Source organism: Crenothrix sp., from assembly GCF_043729335.1.
Taxonomy (GTDB): domain Bacteria; phylum Pseudomonadota; class Gammaproteobacteria; order Methylococcales; family Methylomonadaceae; genus Crenothrix.
Map to the genome: position 1 here is coordinate 38,705 of NZ_JAYTLQ010000042.1, position 20,662 is coordinate 59,366.

Annotated in this window: 19 protein-coding genes; 10 read left to right on the forward strand and 9 right to left on the reverse strand. The window is 44.4% G+C overall.

The window, feature by feature from the left end:
- Positions 1–57 precede the first annotated feature (57 nt).
- The 8 genes from ACHZC4_RS09310 to ACHZC4_RS09345 form a co-directional block, all read right to left on the reverse strand.
- Positions 58–2,025 (reverse strand): polysaccharide biosynthesis protein, encoded by a 1,968-nt coding sequence (locus ACHZC4_RS09310; RefSeq protein WP_394753565.1) that lies wholly within the window; start codon positions 2,023–2,025, stop codon positions 58–60.
- A 154-nt stretch (positions 2,026–2,179) separates the two neighbouring features.
- Positions 2,180–3,355, reverse strand: a complete 1,176-nt coding sequence (locus tag ACHZC4_RS09315) for a DegT/DnrJ/EryC1/StrS family aminotransferase (protein WP_394753566.1) — start codon at positions 3,353–3,355, stop codon at positions 2,180–2,182.
- A 10-nt stretch (positions 3,356–3,365) separates the two neighbouring features.
- Positions 3,366–3,983, reverse strand: a complete 618-nt coding sequence (locus tag ACHZC4_RS09320; protein WP_394753567.1) for an acetyltransferase — start codon at positions 3,981–3,983, stop codon at positions 3,366–3,368.
- Positions 3,983–4,576, reverse strand: a complete 594-nt coding sequence (locus ACHZC4_RS09325) for a sugar transferase (RefSeq protein ID WP_394753568.1) — start codon at positions 4,574–4,576, stop codon at positions 3,983–3,985. Before ACHZC4_RS09325 ends, ACHZC4_RS09320 begins: the two co-directional genes overlap by 1 nt.
- The gene (locus ACHZC4_RS09330) at positions 4,573–5,793 is read right to left on the reverse strand and encodes a glycosyltransferase family 4 protein (protein WP_394753569.1); all 1,221 of its coding nucleotides are present in this window, start codon (positions 5,791–5,793) and stop codon (positions 4,573–4,575) included. The genes ACHZC4_RS09325 and ACHZC4_RS09330 overlap by 4 nt, the downstream gene beginning before the upstream one ends.
- 92 nt (positions 5,794–5,885) lie before the next feature.
- Complete coding sequence (locus ACHZC4_RS09335; protein ID WP_394753571.1) at positions 5,886–6,671, reverse strand: phytanoyl-CoA dioxygenase family protein; 786 nt, start codon at positions 6,669–6,671, stop codon at positions 5,886–5,888.
- A complete protein-coding gene (locus ACHZC4_RS09340) occupies positions 6,668–9,361 on the reverse strand; it encodes a hypothetical protein (RefSeq protein WP_394753572.1) in 2,694 nt (897 codons plus the stop codon). Before ACHZC4_RS09340 ends, ACHZC4_RS09335 begins: the two co-directional genes overlap by 4 nt.
- 6 nt (positions 9,362–9,367) lie before the next feature.
- A complete protein-coding gene (locus ACHZC4_RS09345; protein ID WP_394753573.1) occupies positions 9,368–10,294 on the reverse strand; it encodes a hypothetical protein in 927 nt (308 codons plus the stop codon).
- 944 nt (positions 10,295–11,238) lie between these two features.
- On the opposite strand from ACHZC4_RS09345, the gene ACHZC4_RS09350 reads away from it, so the two are divergent.
- Positions 11,239–12,039 (forward strand): pentapeptide repeat-containing protein, encoded by an 801-nt coding sequence (locus tag ACHZC4_RS09350; RefSeq protein ID WP_394753574.1) that lies wholly within the window; start codon positions 11,239–11,241, stop codon positions 12,037–12,039.
- 100 nt (positions 12,040–12,139) lie between these two features.
- Here ACHZC4_RS09350 and ACHZC4_RS09355 read toward each other — a convergent pair whose 3' ends face one another.
- On the reverse strand, positions 12,140–13,519 hold the full coding sequence (locus ACHZC4_RS09355; protein WP_394753575.1) for an L-serine ammonia-lyase: 1,380 nt from the start codon (positions 13,517–13,519) through the stop codon (positions 12,140–12,142).
- 498 nt (positions 13,520–14,017) lie between these two features.
- Between ACHZC4_RS09355 and aroQ the strand changes: the two genes are divergently transcribed.
- The 9 genes from aroQ to ACHZC4_RS09400 all read left to right on the forward strand — a co-directional run bounded on the left by aroQ (position 14,018) and on the right by ACHZC4_RS09400 (position 20,589).
- On the forward strand, positions 14,018–14,461 hold the full coding sequence (aroQ, locus tag ACHZC4_RS09360) for a type II 3-dehydroquinate dehydratase (protein WP_394753576.1): 444 nt from the start codon (positions 14,018–14,020) through the stop codon (positions 14,459–14,461).
- Positions 14,462–14,466: 5 nt separating this feature from the next.
- Entirely contained in the window at positions 14,467–14,904 is a 438-nt protein-coding gene (gene accB / locus ACHZC4_RS09365; RefSeq protein ID WP_394753577.1) for an acetyl-CoA carboxylase biotin carboxyl carrier protein, read from the forward strand.
- 25 nt (positions 14,905–14,929) lie between these two features.
- A complete protein-coding gene (gene accC, locus ACHZC4_RS09370; RefSeq protein ID WP_394753578.1) occupies positions 14,930–16,273 on the forward strand; it encodes an acetyl-CoA carboxylase biotin carboxylase subunit in 1,344 nt (447 codons plus the stop codon).
- 190 nt (positions 16,274–16,463) lie between these two features.
- Positions 16,464–17,342 (forward strand): 50S ribosomal protein L11 methyltransferase, encoded by an 879-nt coding sequence (prmA, locus tag ACHZC4_RS09375; RefSeq protein ID WP_394753579.1) that lies wholly within the window; start codon positions 16,464–16,466, stop codon positions 17,340–17,342.
- A gap of 23 nt (positions 17,343–17,365) precedes the next feature.
- The gene (locus ACHZC4_RS09380; protein WP_394753580.1) at positions 17,366–18,562 is read left to right on the forward strand and encodes a class I SAM-dependent rRNA methyltransferase; all 1,197 of its coding nucleotides are present in this window, start codon (positions 17,366–17,368) and stop codon (positions 18,560–18,562) included.
- Positions 18,563–18,580: 18 nt separating this feature from the next.
- Positions 18,581–18,778 (forward strand): metal-binding protein, encoded by a 198-nt coding sequence (locus ACHZC4_RS09385; protein ID WP_394753581.1) that lies wholly within the window; start codon positions 18,581–18,583, stop codon positions 18,776–18,778.
- Positions 18,779–18,782: 4 nt separating this feature from the next.
- Complete coding sequence (locus ACHZC4_RS09390) at positions 18,783–19,310, forward strand: hypothetical protein (protein WP_394753582.1); 528 nt, start codon at positions 18,783–18,785, stop codon at positions 19,308–19,310.
- 11 nt (positions 19,311–19,321) lie between these two features.
- Positions 19,322–20,305 carry a tRNA dihydrouridine synthase DusB gene (gene dusB, locus ACHZC4_RS09395; RefSeq protein ID WP_394753583.1) on the forward strand — a complete coding sequence of 328 codons (984 nt, stop codon included), beginning with the start codon at positions 19,322–19,324 and terminating at the stop codon, positions 20,303–20,305.
- Positions 20,302–20,589 carry a helix-turn-helix domain-containing protein gene (locus tag ACHZC4_RS09400; RefSeq protein WP_394753584.1) on the forward strand — a complete coding sequence of 96 codons (288 nt, stop codon included), beginning with the start codon at positions 20,302–20,304 and terminating at the stop codon, positions 20,587–20,589. The genes dusB and ACHZC4_RS09400 overlap by 4 nt, the downstream gene beginning before the upstream one ends.
- Positions 20,590–20,662 lie beyond the last annotated feature (73 nt).

The following is a 20,662-nucleotide window of genomic DNA, read 5'->3' on the forward strand; positions in this document are numbered from 1 at the left end:
TTGCAATTTTTTATTTATACGTATACTGGCGATATGATTTTTGCAAAAAAGCATATTCTATCGAGTACTGGTTAATATATCCCTATTTTCCTCTTTCCAAATTAAATCCCCTATTTCACAGGGCGGTACGAAACCGGAAACCGCACCCATCAAGATCGACCTAATCAATTCAAAGTCGTCTTCTCGGGTGGCGTGTCTTAATTTAATGAGCATTTTTTCAAGTGATGTCCAGGGGATTACATGCTCTTCTGCACGCATGATTCGTTTGTGGGAGGTCTCGGAAACATTGTCACCGATTAATAGCTCCTCGTATAACTTTTCACCTGGCCTAAGCCCGGTAAAACTGATTTCTATTTCACCATTGGGATGGTGCTCTTCTTTTATCTCCAAACCGCTAAGATGGATCATGCGTTTTGCTAAATCAAGAATGCGGATAGGTTCGCCCATATCCAGCACAAACACATCGCCGCCTTGCCCCATCGCCCCAGCTTGTATAACTAATTGTGACGCCTCAGGGATAGTCATAAAATAACGAATAACCCGTTCATCAGTAACCGTAACCGGTCCGCCACGGGCTATTTGCTCCCTAAACAGGGGTACTACAGAGCCGGAAGAACCGAGCACATTACCAAAGCGCACCATCGTAAAACGTGTCTGATGATTAATACCGGCATCTAAACTTAATGCTTGCAAAATCAATTCAGCAAACCGTTTGGTGGCCCCCATAGTATTGGTTGGCCTAACTGCTTTATCAGTTGAAATTAATACAAACGTTTCAACATTAGCCTGCATGGCCGCCTGGGCAGTATGCAATGTGCCAAATACATTATTCCAGATGGCTTCGCCAGGGTTTTTTTCCACCATCGGTACATGCTTGTAAGCAGCGGTATGATAGATAGTTTGAACCTTAAAAGTCCGACAGACTTTTTCAATACGATCTGCATTAACGACAGACCCCAATACAGAAACAATTTCTATATTGGCGGCGTTTTTTATTTTTTTCAGCAGATAATTCAACTCTTTTTCAATTTCATACAGCGCAAATTCACACAACTCAAAAAGCACTACTGACGCCGGTTGTAACTGAATAATCTGCCGACATAGCTCCGATCCAATTGAACCTCCAGCCCCGGTTATCATCACCACTTTATCAGCAATATTAGCATGCAATAATGATTGATCCGGCGCAACAGGATCGCGTCCAAGAAGATCGGCAATATCCACTTCCTGAAGTGTATCGAAAGTCACTCTGCCTTGGGCAATATCAGATAATCCCGGCATTGACATCACATGTACCGCATAAGGCTCAAGCAAGCGTATGATTTCGCTTTTTCGGGCACGTTGTGCTGAAGGAATGGCCAACAAAATATCCGAAACACCATGCCTTTTCATCAGGTAACTTAAAGAGCTTAGTGGATAAATGCGTAAACCGTTGACTTTTTGTTTATGCAACAAATCATCATCATCAATAAAAGCAACGGGTCTGAACTCTCGTCCATAAACTAATGCAGACGCCAATTGCACGCCGGCACTGCCAGCACCGTAAATAATAACGCTTTTTTTGCCGCCTTCCAGAACATTAATACTTTCTCCATTGCGAAAATGAATTTCACCTAAATACCAGCGCGCAATAAAGCGACTGCCAGCAATCAATACCATGAAAACCAGCCAATTTAAGGGAAAAAGTGTGTGTGGGATGCTTTTTATGTCTATTTGCAAAAATACAAAACTAAACACCAGCGCATAAAGGGTTGTCGCCTGGATAATTGTCCATAGCGATCGTACTTCCATATAGCGGATAATGGCGCGATAAAGCCCTAATTTAAGAAAAATAGGCACAGCAATAATCGGTGCTAATGCAAATAAATACCACTCACTGCCTTTCGGAGTATACAAAACACCCAGACGCAAATAAAATGCAACCCAAAGCGCAAGTAACGCGAGGAGTACATCAGCACCAATTAATATCAGCGCTTTTGTACTCCTTGAAAGCTCTACAAACCATTGAGCCAATTGTGATCCCATATATTCTCTAAATATTTAGATTCGCCAGAACGACTGCTTATTGATAACCTGGTTTATTATAACCGATTCATCGGTTGTACCGGCCATAGCCAACCACGCAATAGCTGAACCCGAAAGCTCCAGTATTAATCTATTTGCAATGAAGGACGGGTAATTATTTTGATGCTTTCGCCATTACTTTAACAATGGCATCACATGTTTTTTGGACTTCAAAATCAGTTAATGTAGGATGCACTAAAAACATTAGGCTAGTTTCTCCCAATTTTTTTGCTACAGCCAAGCGTTTTTCAGGCCGCCATGTTGTGTTCTCAAATGCTTTTTCTAAATAAACTTCAGAACAAGATCCAGAATAACATGGAACATCACTGGCAATAATTTCATTTAAAATACGATCGCGATCCCAACCCGTTGCAAGCGCTTCCAAGCGTACAAATACATAACACTTGTAGGCTGCATGTTCAATATAATCTGGCAAAACAGGAACCCTGAGCGCGGTAATTTCACGGGCAGTATTCCAAATCCTGTTAGCATTGGCTTGGCGTTTTTCTGTCCAGTCAGGCATACACAACAGCTGATGCCTACCTAATACGCCTTGTATTTCTGTCATTCGCCAGTTAGTACCAAAGCTATCATGGAGCCATTTAAATCCTGCCGGGTGCTCTGTGCTGTATACAGACTCCCAAGATTTTCCATGATCCTTGAAAGACCACATTTTTGACCACAGCGCTTTATTATTAGTGGTGACCATGCCGCCTTCCCCACCTGTGGTCATAATTTTATCCTGACAAAATGACCACGCACCAATATGGCCTATTGATCCAACAGATTTTCCTCGGTATTTTGCCCCATGCGCTTGAGCGCAATCTTCGATCACATACAAGTTATGCTGGTCTGCCAACGCCATAATGTCATCCATCTCACACGGCCAACCAGCCAAATGTACACACACAATGGCTTTGGTTCGATTTGTAATGACTTTGGCAATGGTACTGGCTGAAATATTTTGCGAATCCGCCTCTATATCTGCAAATACTGGGCTAGCACCTGCATTTACTATAGAGGATATCGACGCTATAAAGGTACGGGAAGTCACAATCACTTCGTCACCGGCACCAATATCTAATGCTTTGAAAGCCACATCCAAAGCGACAGTTCCATTTGCTAGAGCCACCGCATAGGCACAATCTGCAAAGGCTGCAAATTCTTTCTCAAATATGCGACATTCACTACCTGTCCAATAATTAACCTTATTTGACAAGAGAACCTGTCGAACCGCATCGGCTTCTTCAACTGAATAACTGGGCCACGGAGAAAAATTCGTATTTAACATATCATTTGAATTAAACAGCTCTCGCTGGAATACCAACGACAGTCAGGCCATCGGAAATATTATTCACAACGACTGCTCCAGCCCCAACCACTACTTGACAACCAATTGAAATACATTGTTTTATGCTCGAACCTATACCTAACCAAGTTAACGCTCCTATTATTACAGTACCAGCGACATTGACTCCTGGGCCAATATGAACCCCATGCCCTATCGTGCAATCATGATCTACCGTAGCAGAGGTATTCACAATACTCGCTGCACCAATCTTTACAAAAGGATTAATGACAGCACCCGCCATAACGACACATCCTTGGCCAATTTCTGAATAGCCACTTACCGTTGCAAATGGATGAATCAATGTGGTTAAATTAAACCCCTGTGAAATCAGGCACATCGATTTATCATAACGTATTGAGTTACTGCCAATAGCAACAATAACGCCATTATACGCATTGGAATTTTTAACTAGACCCTCTGTATTTCCTAACACATTCCACGGACCATTAGTACTGACAGCAGGCCAATTATCATCATAAAAATGAATTTCATTCCAGCCACAAAGCTCGGCAATCTCAGCAACCACCTTACCGTGCCCACTCGCCCCTAAAATCGCCAATCTTTTCATTACCTGCTGCCTTTAAATTGTTCAACTGTCACATGTCCTTCTGCACTAATTCCATCCCGGATCAACACTTTTTTGACGGTCAGAAATAAAATCTTCAAATCCAACCATAACGATTGATTGTCTACATACCAGGTATCCAGCTTAAACTTTTCTTCCCAGCTAATCGCATTACGGCCATTTACTTGCGCCCAGCCAGTAATGCCGGGCTTTACTAGATGGCGGCGTCCCTGCTCTGGGGAATACAGCGGCATATATTCCATCAATAATGGCCGCGGACCCACCAAACTCATATCTCCTTTCAGCACATTCCAAAGGCTCGGGAGTTCATCAAGGCTCGTAGATCGCAAAAAATGTCCAAAAGATAAAAGCCTTTGATCATCCGCCAGAAGGTTACCATCGACATCGCGTTGATCAGTCATCGTACGGAACTTTATTATCTCAAAGGGCTTGCCATAAAGCCCTGGCCGGAGCTGCCGAAAAAAAACCGGAGTTCCCAATTTTTGACGGATCGAATAAGCCACCGCCAAAATAATAAAGCCAAACACCATCAGTGCGATCGTCGAAATTAATATATCGAAAAAACGCTTAATCATGTTGCCGTTCCTTCCAGCCAATCCACAAAGCTATCCGCTAGCTGGGTACGATCAAACTGATTGCGAGCAAGAATACGACTTTGCCTTCCCATCTTTATAAGTAATTCTCGATTATCCGCGGCTTGCTCCAGAGCGTCAGCAAATGCAACCGAATTACTGGCAGGGACTACAAATCCACATTGATTTTCAGTGATCAGCTCCGCTAACCAACCGGAATAATTAATTAAAACCGGTAGTCCTGCTGCAATGTAATCAAAAAATTTATTGGGCGATGTGCCATAACAAAATGCCGGTACATCTGCCAATATTTGCAGTCCAATATTTGCACTGGCCATTAACCCAGCAAGCCGCGCTTTGTTAACGGGATCATGAAACACGACATTATGCAGTTGCTCTGTGTTGGCCCGCTGTTGTAATTCGGCTTTTAATTTTCCCTGCCCGATCAGCAATAACGTTATATCACCACGATTACGACGCTTAAGTTCTCCGGCAACATCAAGTATAGCATCCAGATCATTGGCCATACCATGAGTGCCAGCATAAACGGCAAGAAAATCATCTGATCCTACCTGTTTTGGACGCCAGGGCTGCACGGCTTCATCCGCAAAGATATTCAAATCGCAGCCATTGGATATCAGGGTAATACGTTCTTGCGGTATACCACGACGCGCAATACCTTCTATGATACCCGGTGACAGGCCAATTAATCGATGAGCCGAGTGATAACTCGCCCATTCTAATATTGACAAGGCTTGCAACACTAACGGATTACGGATCACCCCCATCACTCTCGGTAGTTCTGGCCATAAGTCACGTACTTCAAATACAAACGGCTTGCCTCGCAACCAGCGGGCAAAAATACCTGGGATGCCGGCGGTCAGCGGCGTGGTCGTGGCAAAAACCAAGTCGTATTGTTCAGTTAGCGATAAACTTATACTCCGTAACGCAAACTTCACAAAAGTAATTGCCCGCTTCAGGAAGGCATCATTATTTGAATAGGCTAAATCAAACTCAATGATCTCGAAACCATCTACTTTGCCCTGGCGGCGACCATTGCTGAAAGGTAACGATAAGCCCGTCTCACCTCCCCCATAACTGCCACACACCAAAACAACGTGATGTCCACGGGCTACCAATCGGCTAATCATTTCATAAGAACGTGTCCCCACGGCACCTTGTGGTGTGGAAAAATGTTGATGGAAATACAAAACTTTCAAATTTTATCGATCTCAGTTCGGGTTCAGGAAATATCTATAACGCATTATTGCTACAGTTGTTTTTCAATTACGGTGAGGATAGTATCATCAATTTAGGCATAAACCTTGCCTTTACCGGCACGCCGATCCAGAAACAATCTCGGAGATCTGTAATAATTTGTCATGGCATATCTAATGCCTTCCATAATAGGCCTGCCTCTATGCAAGCCACTGGTGTCACACAAAATCACGGTACCCTTTTTGGCCACAAAAAATTTGGATTCCACACCCATTACACGGCAATATTCGTCTATTGAAGCCTGAGTGTATCTTGGAATATTTGAATGCGTCCGTGTTGCCGTTTTTAGCGCAAATTTTAGCTTGTTCGTTAATCGATGTGAGCCCGGCACATATTCAAATGGGCCGTTGGCCTCACAAACATCCGTGAGATAACAGATTGCCTTAAACTGAGGCAAAAAAGAATCCCGATGCCATCCACCGCCAGAGCCTAATTTATCAGGAGCGGCATACAACTTGGCGGCCATTGTAGTTGTCAGTATTTGTGGCATGCCCACATGCACATCGCCGATTGACTTCAAGAATACTGAGTCCGCAAACAAATGTTGATGCAGCTCACTCACCTTTTCCATTCCAAATATGCGCCTGTCACTGTCAACTATGGTTGCAATGGATTCGCGCTCATCGAAATTTTGAACCAGCATATTGCAAATACTTTCAGAAAAAAAATCCGGCAATATCCAGTAACCTTCAGTATTTAAAGCCGTCAGTATCTGGGGATCAACCTGAGTTTTAGACCTAAAAATACTAAGAATATGCGCTACCACCAGTCCTGTCGCATGTAGGTATTTATTCGACAAAACGTTGTCCAACATACTCATGAAGCCCTCCTCAGATGGTAAAATTGAGCTGAAACAAACACAAAGCCCATCAGCCCTATAAATGGCGAAGACATGGGATCTAATAGAGAGACCGGGTTAAGGTATATTATTCTTAACAGATAGCCATATATTATCATGCCAACTAGCGTAAGAGCAGTCCCCTTAGCCTGATAACCCACCACAGTATCTACAAAGGAAGACACGAGACTGTAGTAGAGAATAGCTATTAAAGGGGAGAGATAAATGGGGAAAAGATAGGCTGCCGATCCAATCACACCCGGCGAAGCCCCGCCCCGTTCCGGATCCACTACCGAAATGTTAGCAAAATTGAATCTTGACATAGAGCCATAAGCATCTCTGTACTGTGCACAATCCCATCCTGTCGTTAACATACACCACCTGTATTTGCTTTCGTTGATGACTATTGCCCATGAACGTGCATTTAATTCCGGATCAATAACCGAATGATTGATGGCATACCCCGCCGAAAAATAGATGGTAGCGACACGATCAACCAGCCAGTAAAGTTTGGTAACAAAATAATTGGTATCGCTAATGGTCTCGGCAAATACATCCATAGATTTAGCCTTGAACGCCATCCCTAAAATAAACAGGCACGCCACTAAAGCCGTGGCATACAGCTTGTAAGATAAATTTTGTAAAAGCCCTGAATTCAAAAAATTATACAGCGTTCGCGTGGATAGCAAGAACCATAGCACCAACCCAATGAGCATGATATGCGCCATGCCATCCACAGTGAGCACTAACGCACAAAATATACACCACCAATAAAATTGGCCAAACACATGTTTGTCCAGCCTCAGGACAAGAAAGTAAAAAATCTGTGCACTAGCAATAACCTTACAAAATAGCACAAGAGCCACGATTGCTGTATTGCCTAACTCTTCCGATGCTGCAACCGAATCATATCTGTTAAAACTCAGGCTTGAGAGCAGGTACACAGCCGCTAACGCCATATAAGAAATGGCAAACAAAGTGTGAAATCTTCTTCCCAAAAACGGGATAATGCGATAAAACCCAGAGATAACACTGGAAAATAAAAACGAAAACGGTCGCACTACCGTAAAAAACAACAGCAAAACCACCGTAAATACCAGCAAGAGCGGTGCCGTTATCTCTGGATAGACAAAAATATCACGACCTTCGGTAACTGCAAAACCATAAAAAACCAATGGGAATATATACGTCAGCATAAAATCCCCAAACGACACCCAAACTCCCATACAACTTTGTTGCCAGGCAGGCATTGAGTAATCGCCAGAAGTCATAAATCCTGGGTTTTGAGGGGGCAAGTTTAGGGAAGCTGCCGAGTCTGTTGCCTGCACTGGCGTTATGGCTGTGTTCATTTTATGTTCCTGGGTAAGCATAAAATGAAGATGGCGAAAGGGCTGAAGCAGTCGCCCGTACACATAGCCATGAACACCGGCTAATCCGCTGCTAAGACTTGGATATCTAAAACGAGGCTTTGCAAGCTCAGTGGCATCCAAGACTTGCTCAGTGGTTGCCCCCCTGTTCGAAATATAAGCCCCTTGCCTGTATCGGTAAACAAATATCATCAAAAAAGACAGTACATACATATTAATGGCTGCCGCATAATACAAATAATCATTTTGCCAAAATTCGGTTTTCTGGAGTCCAAACATCACTCCCTGAATCCCCGTCAATAACGCCACACCTACCATAAACTCCTTGCGCCATTTTTCGTCGATATAGCCTGACACCAGGGCAATTGAAAAGCGCCCAATCAAGCCCATTAGCAACAAGAAAAACATCAGCATTTCGCTATATGCGCCACCGCGCAGCATTGTTGTTAATGCGATAAAGATAAAAAAACCGCTATGGATGAGCCAGAGATAAATTTCTACCTTGCCGGTCTTGATCAGTCTCTGCTCAAAAAGCAACAATGCCCGCGAAAGCACTAACGTTAAAAGCCCTGAAATCAGGATAGCATCTGAGTACATGACTATCAGTGGTGCATCGCCAGAATTTGCTACGCTTATCACCAACTGCGCGAATATATACACAGAAAACATGATGACAAAAGATGATATTTGCAATCCAAGATACTTACGAAGCACAGCCATTAACAGATGAAATCCGCGGTTGTACCTGATGCCTTGCCCACGATGGAACACAAAAAACACACCCAGCAAACACGATATGCCTTCTATGGCCATGCCTGCGGTAGTGTTATCCCAGCCCCACGCACCCGCCATGATTAAAATCATGCCGGATCCAAAATTCATCAAAAACAGCAATGTTGAAAACATCCCTGCACTTTTGACATCCTGCCTTATCAACGACAAGCCAATTAATAAAGTAATGATCGCATTCAAGCCGTAAATTATCGGCAGGAAACTACCTTGAAAAAAATACACGGCAGCTACCGAAACAGGCGGAAAAACAAAAATCCAGACTCTCCGTAGATACAGCTCCAATAGCCGAACCAATCTTATATGGCCTATCAGATATTCTTTTCTTAATCCGGCGCGTGCGCCCGATTGAATCACAAAGGCAATAAATGCAGTATCTGTCTGTAGAGACACCAGTTCGACCAAGCCTGCATTTTTGAAAAAAACCCGGGCAACGAGTAAGGCCAATGAAAATCCAATAGCGCCCAGAAATACCGAGCCGAACCAGAACAGTTTCGATAGCTTATTAAAAATCAAGAGTATTCACTTAACATCCAAAAATTTAATCATTGATGCATGCTGTTTTAACGCATCAATTATCATACCGTAGTGGACAAACCTTTCTGTCTTTAAACTACTGGGACGAACCATCGTTGTGTCAGCTTTAGGGAAAAGACTTGCCAGTGTAAAAAGTGCCGTCGAAATAATAGAATAAATTTTTTGTGGATACCATCGGTTGCGTAGCATGAAATATTCAATCGCGACATCCGCGCATAGAATCTCTATGCCTCCCAGTGCTTTAATTCGCATGATACTTTCAGGATTTTCATTACGGTGCGGAATGTAATGAACCACCCGTCCATCAGCTGCCTTGGCCACGGCTTCAAGCACCCTAATATAGGCATCCATCTCCATCATCCCTCTATCAACTAGCTGCATCTGGCCTATAAAAAAAACAGCGTATTCAGGGTTTTCAACACAGGCATATTCTCTCGCGATTGAATCAAAACTGTTCAGCTGATAGTTTTTGTAGGCCGTTGGATCAAGCGAAAATATACTGAATGCAGAATATTTTTTAGGCATTTTTTCTTTGATCAACTTATCCGCTAAAAGAGATGCAACACCATCATCCAGCAAAACCAGGTCTTTCTTCACTGCGATAGAAGAAAATACCTTAAACAAACCCGAATAATAACTGCCAATAACGACTTTGTCGTAAACAGGAAAACGCAAAAATATAAAAGCAACTAAAGCTTTTGCATAAGCCACCTTGTCACCCGGCTTAACCCGAAAGATCCAATCGACCTTCATTCCTAATTCAGTGACCATGGCATCCATTTGTTGGTCATTGATTCCTACGTAACTTTTCCTCATACATAGACGGAAATCCCCATTATTGACACGCATATATTCACAGGCGCATAACAATTGAAGTGGAGTTTCCACCAATATTAATGTCTTTAGCTTCATTAAGAACCTTTAAAGTTTATAGAATAAAAACGTAACAACTCACGGCTCGTACATTTAGGGGTAGATAGAATGGCCTTGCAATCCTGAAATATAGTACAAAAACCTTAGCTTTAAACTTAAATATGACTCATTTTCATATAAAACCGAAAAATATTTAACACTAAAACCGCCATTAAAGTTTTTAGCTTTGTAAAACGCAGATAGACTAAAAAACTAGCCTTAAAATGACTAGACTCCGCCTTATGCGGACATAAATAGAAATGCTCTCAGGAAGATCATTTTAACATACTGATAGGATCAATATTCTCAACCCCTACTGGCAGTGTCCAAAAATACGCTTCAGATTAGGTAAGAACGAAGCCTGTATATAAGCTACTAAATATCCTATAAAATTAGCCGCCAAACCGCTGCGCGGCGCTTCATTATACTTGGTTTTCATGCTGCGCAAACATCGCACAACAACCCGCGCCGCATTAATTACCTTCACCCAATCTATCAACCTGTACCCATCTGCATATCGGATCACAGATTAAGTACAGCTTATGCGCTATGCCCATTTCGGCTGAATACTCGGCACCAGCACTTTTAAAAGTGGCATTAACGCACAAATATTGACTGTAACATCATGAAATAAAGACCTTTTTAACTTTCAGGCTACCGATTTTTTATGGACTTACACAAAAATTTTCGCATTTTACACAAAAAACTACTTATAACAAGCTGATTTTTAAAAAATTAATATGCTAAGACTGCGTTAAATCTTACACATATTTAATACTTTATTTAATTACTAATCAATGTGTTATGATTTTTCAGGAAATTATTTTTCAGCTGAACCTATCCGTTTGGTAAAAGTATTGATAATATGCGCAACGTTTACATGGACAGTAACAAACGAAGTATCTATTGCCATAAATCCAATCCTAACTGCAAAGAGAAAAGCCATGAAAACCATTAATCTATTGGGTGCAACAGTGTTACTCACTGTCACCATAACGAGCCTGAGTTTAGCCCAACAAAAAACCGAGCCCGAAGTAATACCCTTGCCCGAACCCTGTTTGGTAGAAGGCGAATGTGAAGTCGTTCACGATGCTCATTTTGATTGGGGCGAACTAAAAGATGGAAGATTAGAAAACAAAATGTTCATTAACCCAACGTTTACTGGAAAGCTGGCGGCAGTAGAGTTAACAAATGTTGTATTTTTAAATGGTAGGTTAGGCACGGTAGATTTGTCTGCTGGCGCTGTCTTAAATGGCGTTGTTTTTCGGGGCAATCAAATTGCCTCACTCAATTTTAATGGCGCTAAATTGAGTAGAGTGGTTGTAGAAGGAAACCTGAAACAGCAGCCTGTACTCTTTGGCTCAAAGGAAGAAAAAATTGCTGATGCTATCCCTTTAAACTTACGCGATGCGATAGTACGCGATAGTATTTTTGTGAATAATGTAATTCTTGTTAAAGCTAACAAAAACACCGTGATTCACCGTACCAGTTTTATCCGCAACAATATGCTTGGGTCGCTAATGCAAGGCGCCAAAATAGATAAATCTGACTTTAGCGGTAACGATGTTAGAGATTCAGATTTAAGATTTGGTAGCGCAACTGGCGTGAAAATAGTCAATAATCAAGTACACGGCGTCAAGTATCCTAAAGGCCGTAAAGGTCGAGTTGCCATCTATGGTAACTGGGCAAATAATCCCGTTAAAGAATGGGAATACCCAAGAGAAAAAAAGCTAGATACTAGATAATATCCTTGTAATTTAGGGTGTTGCCCAAATCTGTCGGTAACACCCCAACCAGTTATTTTTTCCGTTCTCAGAGTCAAAAAACTCAGTTTTTAGCAAGTTTTTAGCATTCCGTTAAATTAACCGCCAAACCACCGCGCGACGTTTCTTTATACTTGGTTTTCATATCCGCACCGGTTTCGCGCATCGTTTTAATGACCTTATCTAACGATACAAAATGTGAGCCATCGCCACGCAAAGCAATCCGTGCTGCATTAATTGCCTTTACCGAACCCATGGCATTGCGCTCAATACAAGGTACTTGCACGAGCCCACCTATGGGATCGCAGGTTAAACCCAGATTATGTTCCATACCAATTTCAGCAGCATTTTCGACTTGCTCGGGCGATCCGCCCAACACTTCTGCCAACGCACCTGCCGCCATCGAACACGCCACACCGACCTCACCTTGACAACCCACTTCTGCACCAGAAAGCGACGCGTTTTCCTTGTACAAAATCGCAATAGCGGCAGCCGTTAATAAAAACCGGATAACACCTTCTTCATTAGCACCTTCACAAAAGCGCCAATAGTAATGCAGCACAGCCGGAATAATTCCTGCAGCTCCATTGGTTGGCGCGGTGACCACTCGTCCACCAGCGGCATTCTCCTCGCTGACAGACAGCGCAAACAAATTAACCCAATCTAATGTACCTACCGGTACGCCCGGTGTTTGATGCGGAATAATGCCAGTCATTTGCTGATATAGATTAGCGGCCCGACGTTTAACTTTCATACCCCCAGGTAAAACACCTTCGCCATGAAAGCCTCTTTCAACGCAATCTTGCATCACCTGCCAAATATGCAGCAGCTTGCTACGGATTTCCATTTCAGTATGCCAGACTTTTTCATTGTCCAACATTAATGCGCTAATCGGCTTGCTGTGTATGGAACACAGCTCTAACAGGGTTTTTGCAGATTTAAACGGATACGGCAAACAGGTTTCATCATCTGTTAAACGATCTGCCGCTGCTGTATCCCCCGTTACGACAAAACCGCCGCCAACCGAGTAATAATCTTTATGTAGCAGTTCGCTTCCCGTGTTATCAAAAACGCTAAAGCGCATGCCATTTGAATGGTAAGGCAGCACTTTGCGATGAAACAGTAAATCGGTTTTTTCAGCGAAACTAACCGGGTATCTTTTTAAAACGTTAACTTGCCCAGTTTGCCTTATGGCTTCTAGCCTTGCAGGGATGATAGACGGATCGATAAGATCAGGAACCTCGCCTTCAAGTCCTAACATTACGGCCTTATCGGAACCATGGCCTTTACCGGTAGCACCCAACGAACCAAACAACTCAATCTTTAAGCGCTCGGTTTGCTCTATTAGACCCGATTGTTCTAAATACGTTGCAAATTCCATGGCAGCCCGCATAGGGCCTACGGTATGCGAACTGGATGGCCCGATGCCTATTTTAAAAATTTCGAAGACACTGATAGCCATAAATACACCCAAATTGAATTGTACATGTTGAACTTAAATATAAGGGAACTGAGGTTAAAAACTCAATAAACAAGTACAGCACTCAATAATCCAGTAAGATTTTTAACCTCCTCAAAACTGCCCTGTACACAAACATTTTACCGGTAAACATACAATGCCTCATCCAATAATAGCTAGGCACTTCCCCGTTAGAAAAATGAGTATAACTGACATCGATTTAACTGATAAGCATCGCTAAAAAGAAAATAAATCTATTGAAATCCACCTGATTTTCACTTTAATTGTAGCGTTAATATCTGCCCGGTAATTATTAATTATCATTGTATAAGGCGCTTATTTTTATAGAAATAGTTATAATTTTAATCGATTAATCATAACTATTTAAAAAGCATTACTCAGCCTTAATGTTATAGCAAAAATACGCGATATCTGGACAAAGTTCAGCAAATTGGGCACAATTGCGCGTTAAATTGCGTTTAAATCTACAAAAATAACGAAATGGCAGCTATAACCGTACTCAACGGCCCGAATTTAAATTTATTGGGGCTCCGTGAACCTGGGCACTACGGCGTAAAAACGCTTGCTGAGATTCAAGGCGCTCTCGAAAAACAAGCAGCGTTACTTGATCACCAACTGCATTTTTATCAAAATAATGCCGAACATGAAATCATTGAGCTGATACATCAAGATTACGCCAACGCTGTCGACTTTATTATTATAAACCCGGCTGCCTTTACGCACACCAGTGTTGCTATACGTGATGCACTGCTGGCAACAAAAATACCTTTTATAGAAGTGCATTTATCAAACGTCCACGCCCGTGAGCCGTTTAGAAAGCACTCGTATTTCTCAGATATTGCCAAAGGCGTTATTTGTGGATTAGGCGCAACCGGATATGAACTGGCCTTACAGGCTGCACACCAGATATTAGCAGAGAGATAAAACCCATGGATATTAGAAAAATAAAAAAACTCATCGAAATCATAGAAGAATCCGGCATTGCCGAATTGGAAGTGAAGGAAGGCGAAGAATCGATACGCATCAGCCGGTATTCGACCAATACTGTGATGGCCGCGCCAATCAATTACGCACCCGCACCGCAAGGCGCAGCACTAGCCATAGCGGCTGCACCGGCGGAAGAAAAAATCACCGGACATATCGTCAAATCCCCAATGGTCGGCACGTTCTACCGCTCGGCATCGCCAGGTTCTAAGACCTTTGCCGAAATTGGCCAAGCGGTTAAAGCCGGTGATACCTTGTGCATCATTGAAGCCATGAAGATTCTCAACCAGATTGAAGCTGACAAAAGCGGCACGGTAAGCCAAGTGTTGGTGGATAACGCTGAGCCTGTCGAATACGGCCAGCCTTTGTTCGTCATCGTATAACTCAACCGGTAGGGAAACGAAACGTATGTTCGACAAAATAGTAATCGCCAACCGAGGCGAGATTGCCTTGCGCATTCTTCGCGCATGCAGAGAATTAGGTGTAAAAGTAGTTGCGGTGCATTCTGAAGCCGACCGGGACTTAAAACATGTGCGCCTGGCCGATGAGTCGGTGTGTATTGGCCCAGCATCCTCCATAGACAGCTATCTGAATATTCCGGCCATTATCAGCGCGGCAGAAGTGACCGATGCCGAGGCCATTCATCCAGGCTACGGATTTTTATCCGAAAATGCTGATTTTTCGGAAAAAGTAAAGCAAAGCGGCTTTGTGTTCATAGGCCCCAATGCCGACACCATCCGCATGATGGGCGATAAAATCTCCGCCAAAAAAGCCATGATTGCCGCCGGTGTGCCTTGCGTTCCTGGCGATAACACGCCGCTGGGCGATGACAATAAAACCAATTTGAAACTGGCGCATGAAATCGGTTATCCGGTTATCATTAAAGCCGCTGGTGGCGGTGGCGGTCGGGGTATGCGTACCGTGCATACTGAAGCGGCGTTAATCAATGCCATTGCCATGACCAAAGCCGAAGCCGGCAGTGCGTTTGGTAACCCGACCGTGTACATGGAAAAGTTTCTGGAAGATCCGCGCCATATTGAGTTCCAGGTCATGGCCGATTCGCACGGCAACGCCATTCATTTGGGTGAACGCGATTGCTCCATGCAGCGCCGCCACCAAAAAGTGGTTGAAGAAGCGCCCGCACCTGGCATTACTGAAGCCCAGCGTAAAGCTATTGGGGAACGTTGCGCCAAAGCTTGCGTAGATATTGGCTACTTAGGGGCAGGCACGTTTGAGTTTTTATATGAAAAAGGCGAGTTTTTCTTTATAGAAATGAACACTCGCGTGCAGGTCGAGCATCCAGTCACCGAAATGGTCACCGGTTTTGACATTGTCAAAGAGCAGCTACGCATTGCTTACGGCGAAAAACTGTCGATCACCCAGGATCAAGTCAAAATGCAAGGCCACGCGATTGAATGCCGGTTGAACGCAGAAGATCCCAAAACCTTTATGCCCTGCCCTGGCACGATTGACCAGTTCCACATGCCGGGCGGCCCTGGTATCCGCTGCGAAACCCATATCTACAACGGTTACAAAGTGCCGCCGTATTACGATTCAATGATCGGTAAGTTGATTGCCCATGGCGAAAACCGCCAAAGTGCCATCGCCCGTATGAATACGGCGTTGAGTGAATTGATTATCGACGGCATTAAAACCAACATCCCCTTGCAGCAAGACATTATGAATGACAGTGGCTTTGCCGCCGGTAGCCAGAACATTCATTATCTGGAAAAGAAATTGGGTATTACCTGATAATTTTCCACGGAAAACTACCCTGTAGGTTGGGGTGACGTTAGGAACCCCAACATTGCAATGCACAAACTGTTGGGGTTCGTTGCCTCACCCCAACCTACACATCGGTCTACAACGGGATTAAATCCCACACAAAAACAGGGTGTATGCACCCTGTTGTTTTTTTAAAGACACTGTTTTCTAGGACACTATGGCCTGGCATCAACTTTCTGTTATCAGCGACGAACACACAGCACCTCTTATTGCCGATTTTTTCAGTGACCTGGGCGCAGTCTCGGTCACCTACATGGACGCTGAAGACGAGCCGGTGTACGAACCGGCTATCGGTGAAACCAAAATCTGGAGCAACACCCAGGTGATTGCCCTGTACGAACTGGACGCTGATCCAGACGCTATTAAAGCCCAAGTCATCGAACATTTCCAAAGCCAAGCTTTACTTAACTGGCAATACGACGAAATTGGCGACCAGGCCTGGGAACGCGCCTGGATGGAATTTTACAAGCCGATGAAGTTTGCCGATAAACTCTGGGTCTGCCCCACCGACCAGCAACAGCACGAGCCAAAAACCGTGTGTTTGATACTCGACCCAGGTTTGGCGTTTGGCACCGGCACGCACCCGACCACCGCTTTATGTTTAGAATGGTTGGCCAGCCACGATCTGACCGGCAAAACCGTGATTGACTATGGCTGTGGATCAGGAATACTGGCGGTAGCGGCGGTGTTATTAGGCGCAAAGATTGCCCATGCGGTCGATATTGACCCCCAAGCTATCACCGCCACCGAAAGCAATGCCTTAAAAAACAATGTGCAGGACAAAATCCACTGCTATCTGCCAAACGATTTCCCTGTGCTGCAAGCTGATATTGTACTGGCTAATATATTGGCCAAACCCTTAATTGATATGTCCGAGATGATCGCCAGCTTGCTGGTACCAAACGGCACGTTGATTTTATCCGGCATTTTGCATGAACAGGCCGACGCTGTTATCACCGCCTACCAAAGCCACATCGCGCTGCAACCTTTGGTGCAACAAGAAGACTGGATCCGCTTGTCGGGTGCAAAACATTAACCCTAACATACTCCAGACCACACATGGCGCACCCCGAACTTTTTCTTAAAAAAAACGAAGACATCCGCCTACGCAAAGGCCATCTTTGGGTTTTCAGCAACGAAGTGGACAGCAAACGCTCACCACTGGAGGGCTTTACCGCCGGTGACTTGGTACACATTATCAGCAGTGACGGCAAGAACATGGGCACGGCCTACGTCAACCCCAACACCTTGGTGTGCGCACGTTTACTGTCGCGCAAAGCCAATTTAAAATGCGGCATTAACTTTTTTAAAGACCGCATCGCCACCGCCTTGCAACTGCGTGAAAAGCTGTTTGATAAACCCTACTACCGGCTGATTTTTGGCGAAAGCGACGGCCTGCCAGGCTTGGTGATCGACCGTTTTGGTGACGTGTTGTCGGTGCAAATTACTACGGCGGGTATAGAGCAGCGCAAAGACACCCTGGTTGCCGCCTTGGTGGAGTTGCTAAGCCCGGTTGCTATCGTGCTTAAAAATGACAACAGCCATCGCAGCCAAGAAGGCTTAGGGCTGGAATCAGAAGTCATCTACGGCACGTTGCCAGATAACGTGATAATTGAAGAAAACGGCGCACAGTTTAAGATTGATATTTTAAACGGCCAAAAAACCGGCTGGTTTTATGATCACCGTGCCAGCCGCGCCGTAGTGGCAGGCTTTGCCAAAGGCCAGCGGGTGCTGGATTTGTTCTCTTATACCGGCGCGTGGGGTGTCCCTGCGGCGCTTGCCGGTGCTACGGATGTGATCTGTGTCGATGGCTCGGAAGCTGCGCTGAATCTGGCCTTGGAAAACGCCAAACTCAATAACACAGTGGATAATATGCAGTTTATCCGTTCCGATGTGTTTGAGTTTTTGAAGCAAGCGCGGCTTGACAACGAACTGTACGACATTATTATCTTAGACCCGCCGGCGCTGGTTAAACGCAAAAAAGATTTTAAACTGGGTTATGAAGCTTACCGACGGCTAAACCATTTGGCGCTGCAAGTGTTGGCCAAAAATGGCATCTTGGTGTCGGCCTCGTGTTCGCACCATTTAAGCCGCGAAAATCTGCACGAATTGCTAAGGTCATCAGGTAAACACATCGACCGGCACCTGGTATTTTTTGCCAGTGGCGGCCAAGGACCGGATCATCCGATTGACCCTGCGGCACCTGAAACCGAATATTTAAAGACATTTTTTTGCTCCGTCTCTTCAAGCTTATAAAGTTATTGAGGCATCGTTATGGCCACTGTAGAATATAAAAAACCTTGCGACCTGTGCGGCCAACCTGTCGAAATTGAAGGCTTTACCCTGATTACCGACAAAGGCCAACAGCTGTTTTGTTGCGGGGGCTGTGTCAGTATTTATCGTTTACTGCACAGTAATATAGCTATGACAAACACTAAACCATCAACTCATAATAAAAAAGAGGATTCCTAAAACAATGAAAGCCTGTGATTCTTGTAACGGCCGTGCTGTCATCGGCAAACACCACAATAATGTCCCTGTCTGGAAAAGGGCAATTGGCATGGTGCTGGTGTATTTACCCATCGTCACTTTGCCGTTTGTGTTTATCAGCGCCTATTTAACCTATTACCACCTGATTTTAATCGGCGGCGAGAACATTAAAAAACTGTCTGATTTTTTACCTGATAGAGCCAGTCATCGCTATACACTTAAAAATCAAATCACTATGCATGGCTCATTTAAAGCCAGCTTATCGCAGTACAAATTATTTTGGATACTCAATTGCACTTGGTATTGTCCGGTCAGTGTTGCTGTATTTGAATGGCATGCCTACTTGGTAAAAATTGTCGAAAATTGGTGGTGTCCGTTTACCCACGAGAAAAAAGAAGGCTATAGCGACGCCAAGATTGATAAGTCTTTCTGGCATATCTATCCCGAAGACATCGTTAAGCTAGAAAAAGAAGACCGCGACAACCCCATCTGGAATGACGAGCAAGACAAGTAAACCGGTCACTCATGCGCATAGGATCTTATCAACTCAGCAATAAGCTGATCGTCGCGCCGATGGCTGGCGTCAGTGACCGCCCATTTCGGGCCGTGTGCAAACAGTTTGGCGCAGGCTTGGCTGTGTCCGAAATGGTGGCTTCCCATCCCGATTTACGCCGACATGAAAAGACCTTGTTAAGAACTAACCATGATGGCGAAACCGGCCTGCGCTCGGTGCAGATTGTCGGCACCAACCCAGCGCAGATGGCGGATGCAGCCAGATTTAACGCCGAGCGCGGCGCGCATATTATTGATATTAATATGGGTTGCCCGGCCAAAAAAGTCTGTGCAGTCGCCGCAGGTTCGGCGTTATTGCGTGACGAGCCTTTGGTGCAGCAAATTTTGGAGGCGGTTGTGGGGGCGGTGGATATTCCGGTCACGCTAAAAATCCGTACCGGCTGGGATTTGGAAAACCGTAACGCGGTAAATATCGCCAAAATTGCTGAAAACGCAGGCGTTAGCGCGTTGACGGTACATGGCCGTACCCGCGCTTGCAAGTTTGAAGGCCATGCCGAGTACGACACCATTAAAGCTGTTAAGCAAGCGGTCAACATACCCATTATTGCCAACGGAGATATTGACAGCGCCGAAAAAGCCGTGCAGGTTTTGCAACACACTGGCGCAGATGCCATTATGATCGGTCGGGCTGCACAAGGTAATCCGTGGCTGTTTTCTGAAATCGAGCATTTTATGCGCTACGGCAAAGTTTTAGCTAGGCCGTCGCTGGCTGACATTCATAATGTACTGGCCGGGCATTTGGAAAAACTCTATAGTTTTTACGGTGCTGTGATGGGTGTTAGAATAGCCCGCAAGCACATCGGTTGGTATTTTAATCACCTTGACGGCATCAGCCAAAGCAGCAAACAATCAATCAACCAAGCGCAAACACCCACCCAACAAACGCAGTTGGTTGCTATGGTATTTAACCATTTAACGAGTGAGATTGCCGCATGATGGAAGCATCCCAAAAAAACGCCGACATTGTTGAAATTAAGCCCAGACGCGCCGATGACGTGCCGCTGTCTATCCATGTTAAAATCGCCATAGACCATTATTTTGCCCATCTCAATGGCTACGATGCCGTTGATTTATACGAGATAGTGATGAGCGAAGTTGAAAAACCGCTATTGGAAGCGGTGTTGGAGCACACGGGGCATAACCAAACCAAAGCGGCTAAAGCTTTGGGCTTAAGTCGCAGTACCTTGCGTAAAAAGCTTGATCAATATCAAATTTCATAATTATTATAATTACGCCTTGTCCACGAAAAACACGAAAAATATCAGCCAACTAATCCATGACATAGTAGCCCGT

Bases quoted from the DNA above. Each gene is read 5' to 3' on its own strand.
- prmA (WP_394753579.1), top strand. From the start codon at position 16,464: ATGGCCTGGCATCAACTTTCTGTTATCAGCGACGAACACACAGCACCT.
- ACHZC4_RS09380 (WP_394753580.1), top strand. From the start codon at position 17,366: ATGGCGCACCCCGAACTTTTTCTTAAAAAAAACGAAGACATCCGCCTA.
- ACHZC4_RS09345 (WP_394753573.1), bottom strand. From the start codon at position 10,294: ATGAAGCTAAAGACATTAATATTGGTGGAAACTCCACTTCAATTGTTA.
- ACHZC4_RS09400 (WP_394753584.1), top strand. From the start codon at position 20,302: ATGATGGAAGCATCCCAAAAAAACGCCGACATTGTTGAAATTAAGCCC.
- ACHZC4_RS09390 (WP_394753582.1), top strand. From the start codon at position 18,783: ATGAAAGCCTGTGATTCTTGTAACGGCCGTGCTGTCATCGGCAAACAC.
- aroQ (WP_394753576.1), top strand. From the start codon at position 14,018: ATGGCAGCTATAACCGTACTCAACGGCCCGAATTTAAATTTATTGGGG.
- ACHZC4_RS09355 (WP_394753575.1), bottom strand. From the start codon at position 13,519: ATGGCTATCAGTGTCTTCGAAATTTTTAAAATAGGCATCGGGCCATCC.
- ACHZC4_RS09325 (WP_394753568.1), bottom strand. From the start codon at position 4,576: ATGATTAAGCGTTTTTTCGATATATTAATTTCGACGATCGCACTGATG.
- ACHZC4_RS09315 (WP_394753566.1), bottom strand. From the start codon at position 3,355: ATGTTAAATACGAATTTTTCTCCGTGGCCCAGTTATTCAGTTGAAGAA.
- ACHZC4_RS09385 (WP_394753581.1), top strand. From the start codon at position 18,581: ATGGCCACTGTAGAATATAAAAAACCTTGCGACCTGTGCGGCCAACCT.
- ACHZC4_RS09320 (WP_394753567.1), bottom strand. From the start codon at position 3,983: ATGAAAAGATTGGCGATTTTAGGGGCGAGTGGGCACGGTAAGGTGGTT.
- ACHZC4_RS09335 (WP_394753571.1), bottom strand. From the start codon at position 6,671: ATGAGTATGTTGGACAACGTTTTGTCGAATAAATACCTACATGCGACA.
- ACHZC4_RS09350 (WP_394753574.1), top strand. From the start codon at position 11,239: ATGAAAACCATTAATCTATTGGGTGCAACAGTGTTACTCACTGTCACC.
- accB (WP_394753577.1), top strand. From the start codon at position 14,467: ATGGATATTAGAAAAATAAAAAAACTCATCGAAATCATAGAAGAATCC.
- accC (WP_394753578.1), top strand. From the start codon at position 14,930: ATGTTCGACAAAATAGTAATCGCCAACCGAGGCGAGATTGCCTTGCGC.
- dusB (WP_394753583.1), top strand. From the start codon at position 19,322: ATGCGCATAGGATCTTATCAACTCAGCAATAAGCTGATCGTCGCGCCG.
- ACHZC4_RS09310 (WP_394753565.1), bottom strand. From the start codon at position 2,025: ATGGGATCACAATTGGCTCAATGGTTTGTAGAGCTTTCAAGGAGTACA.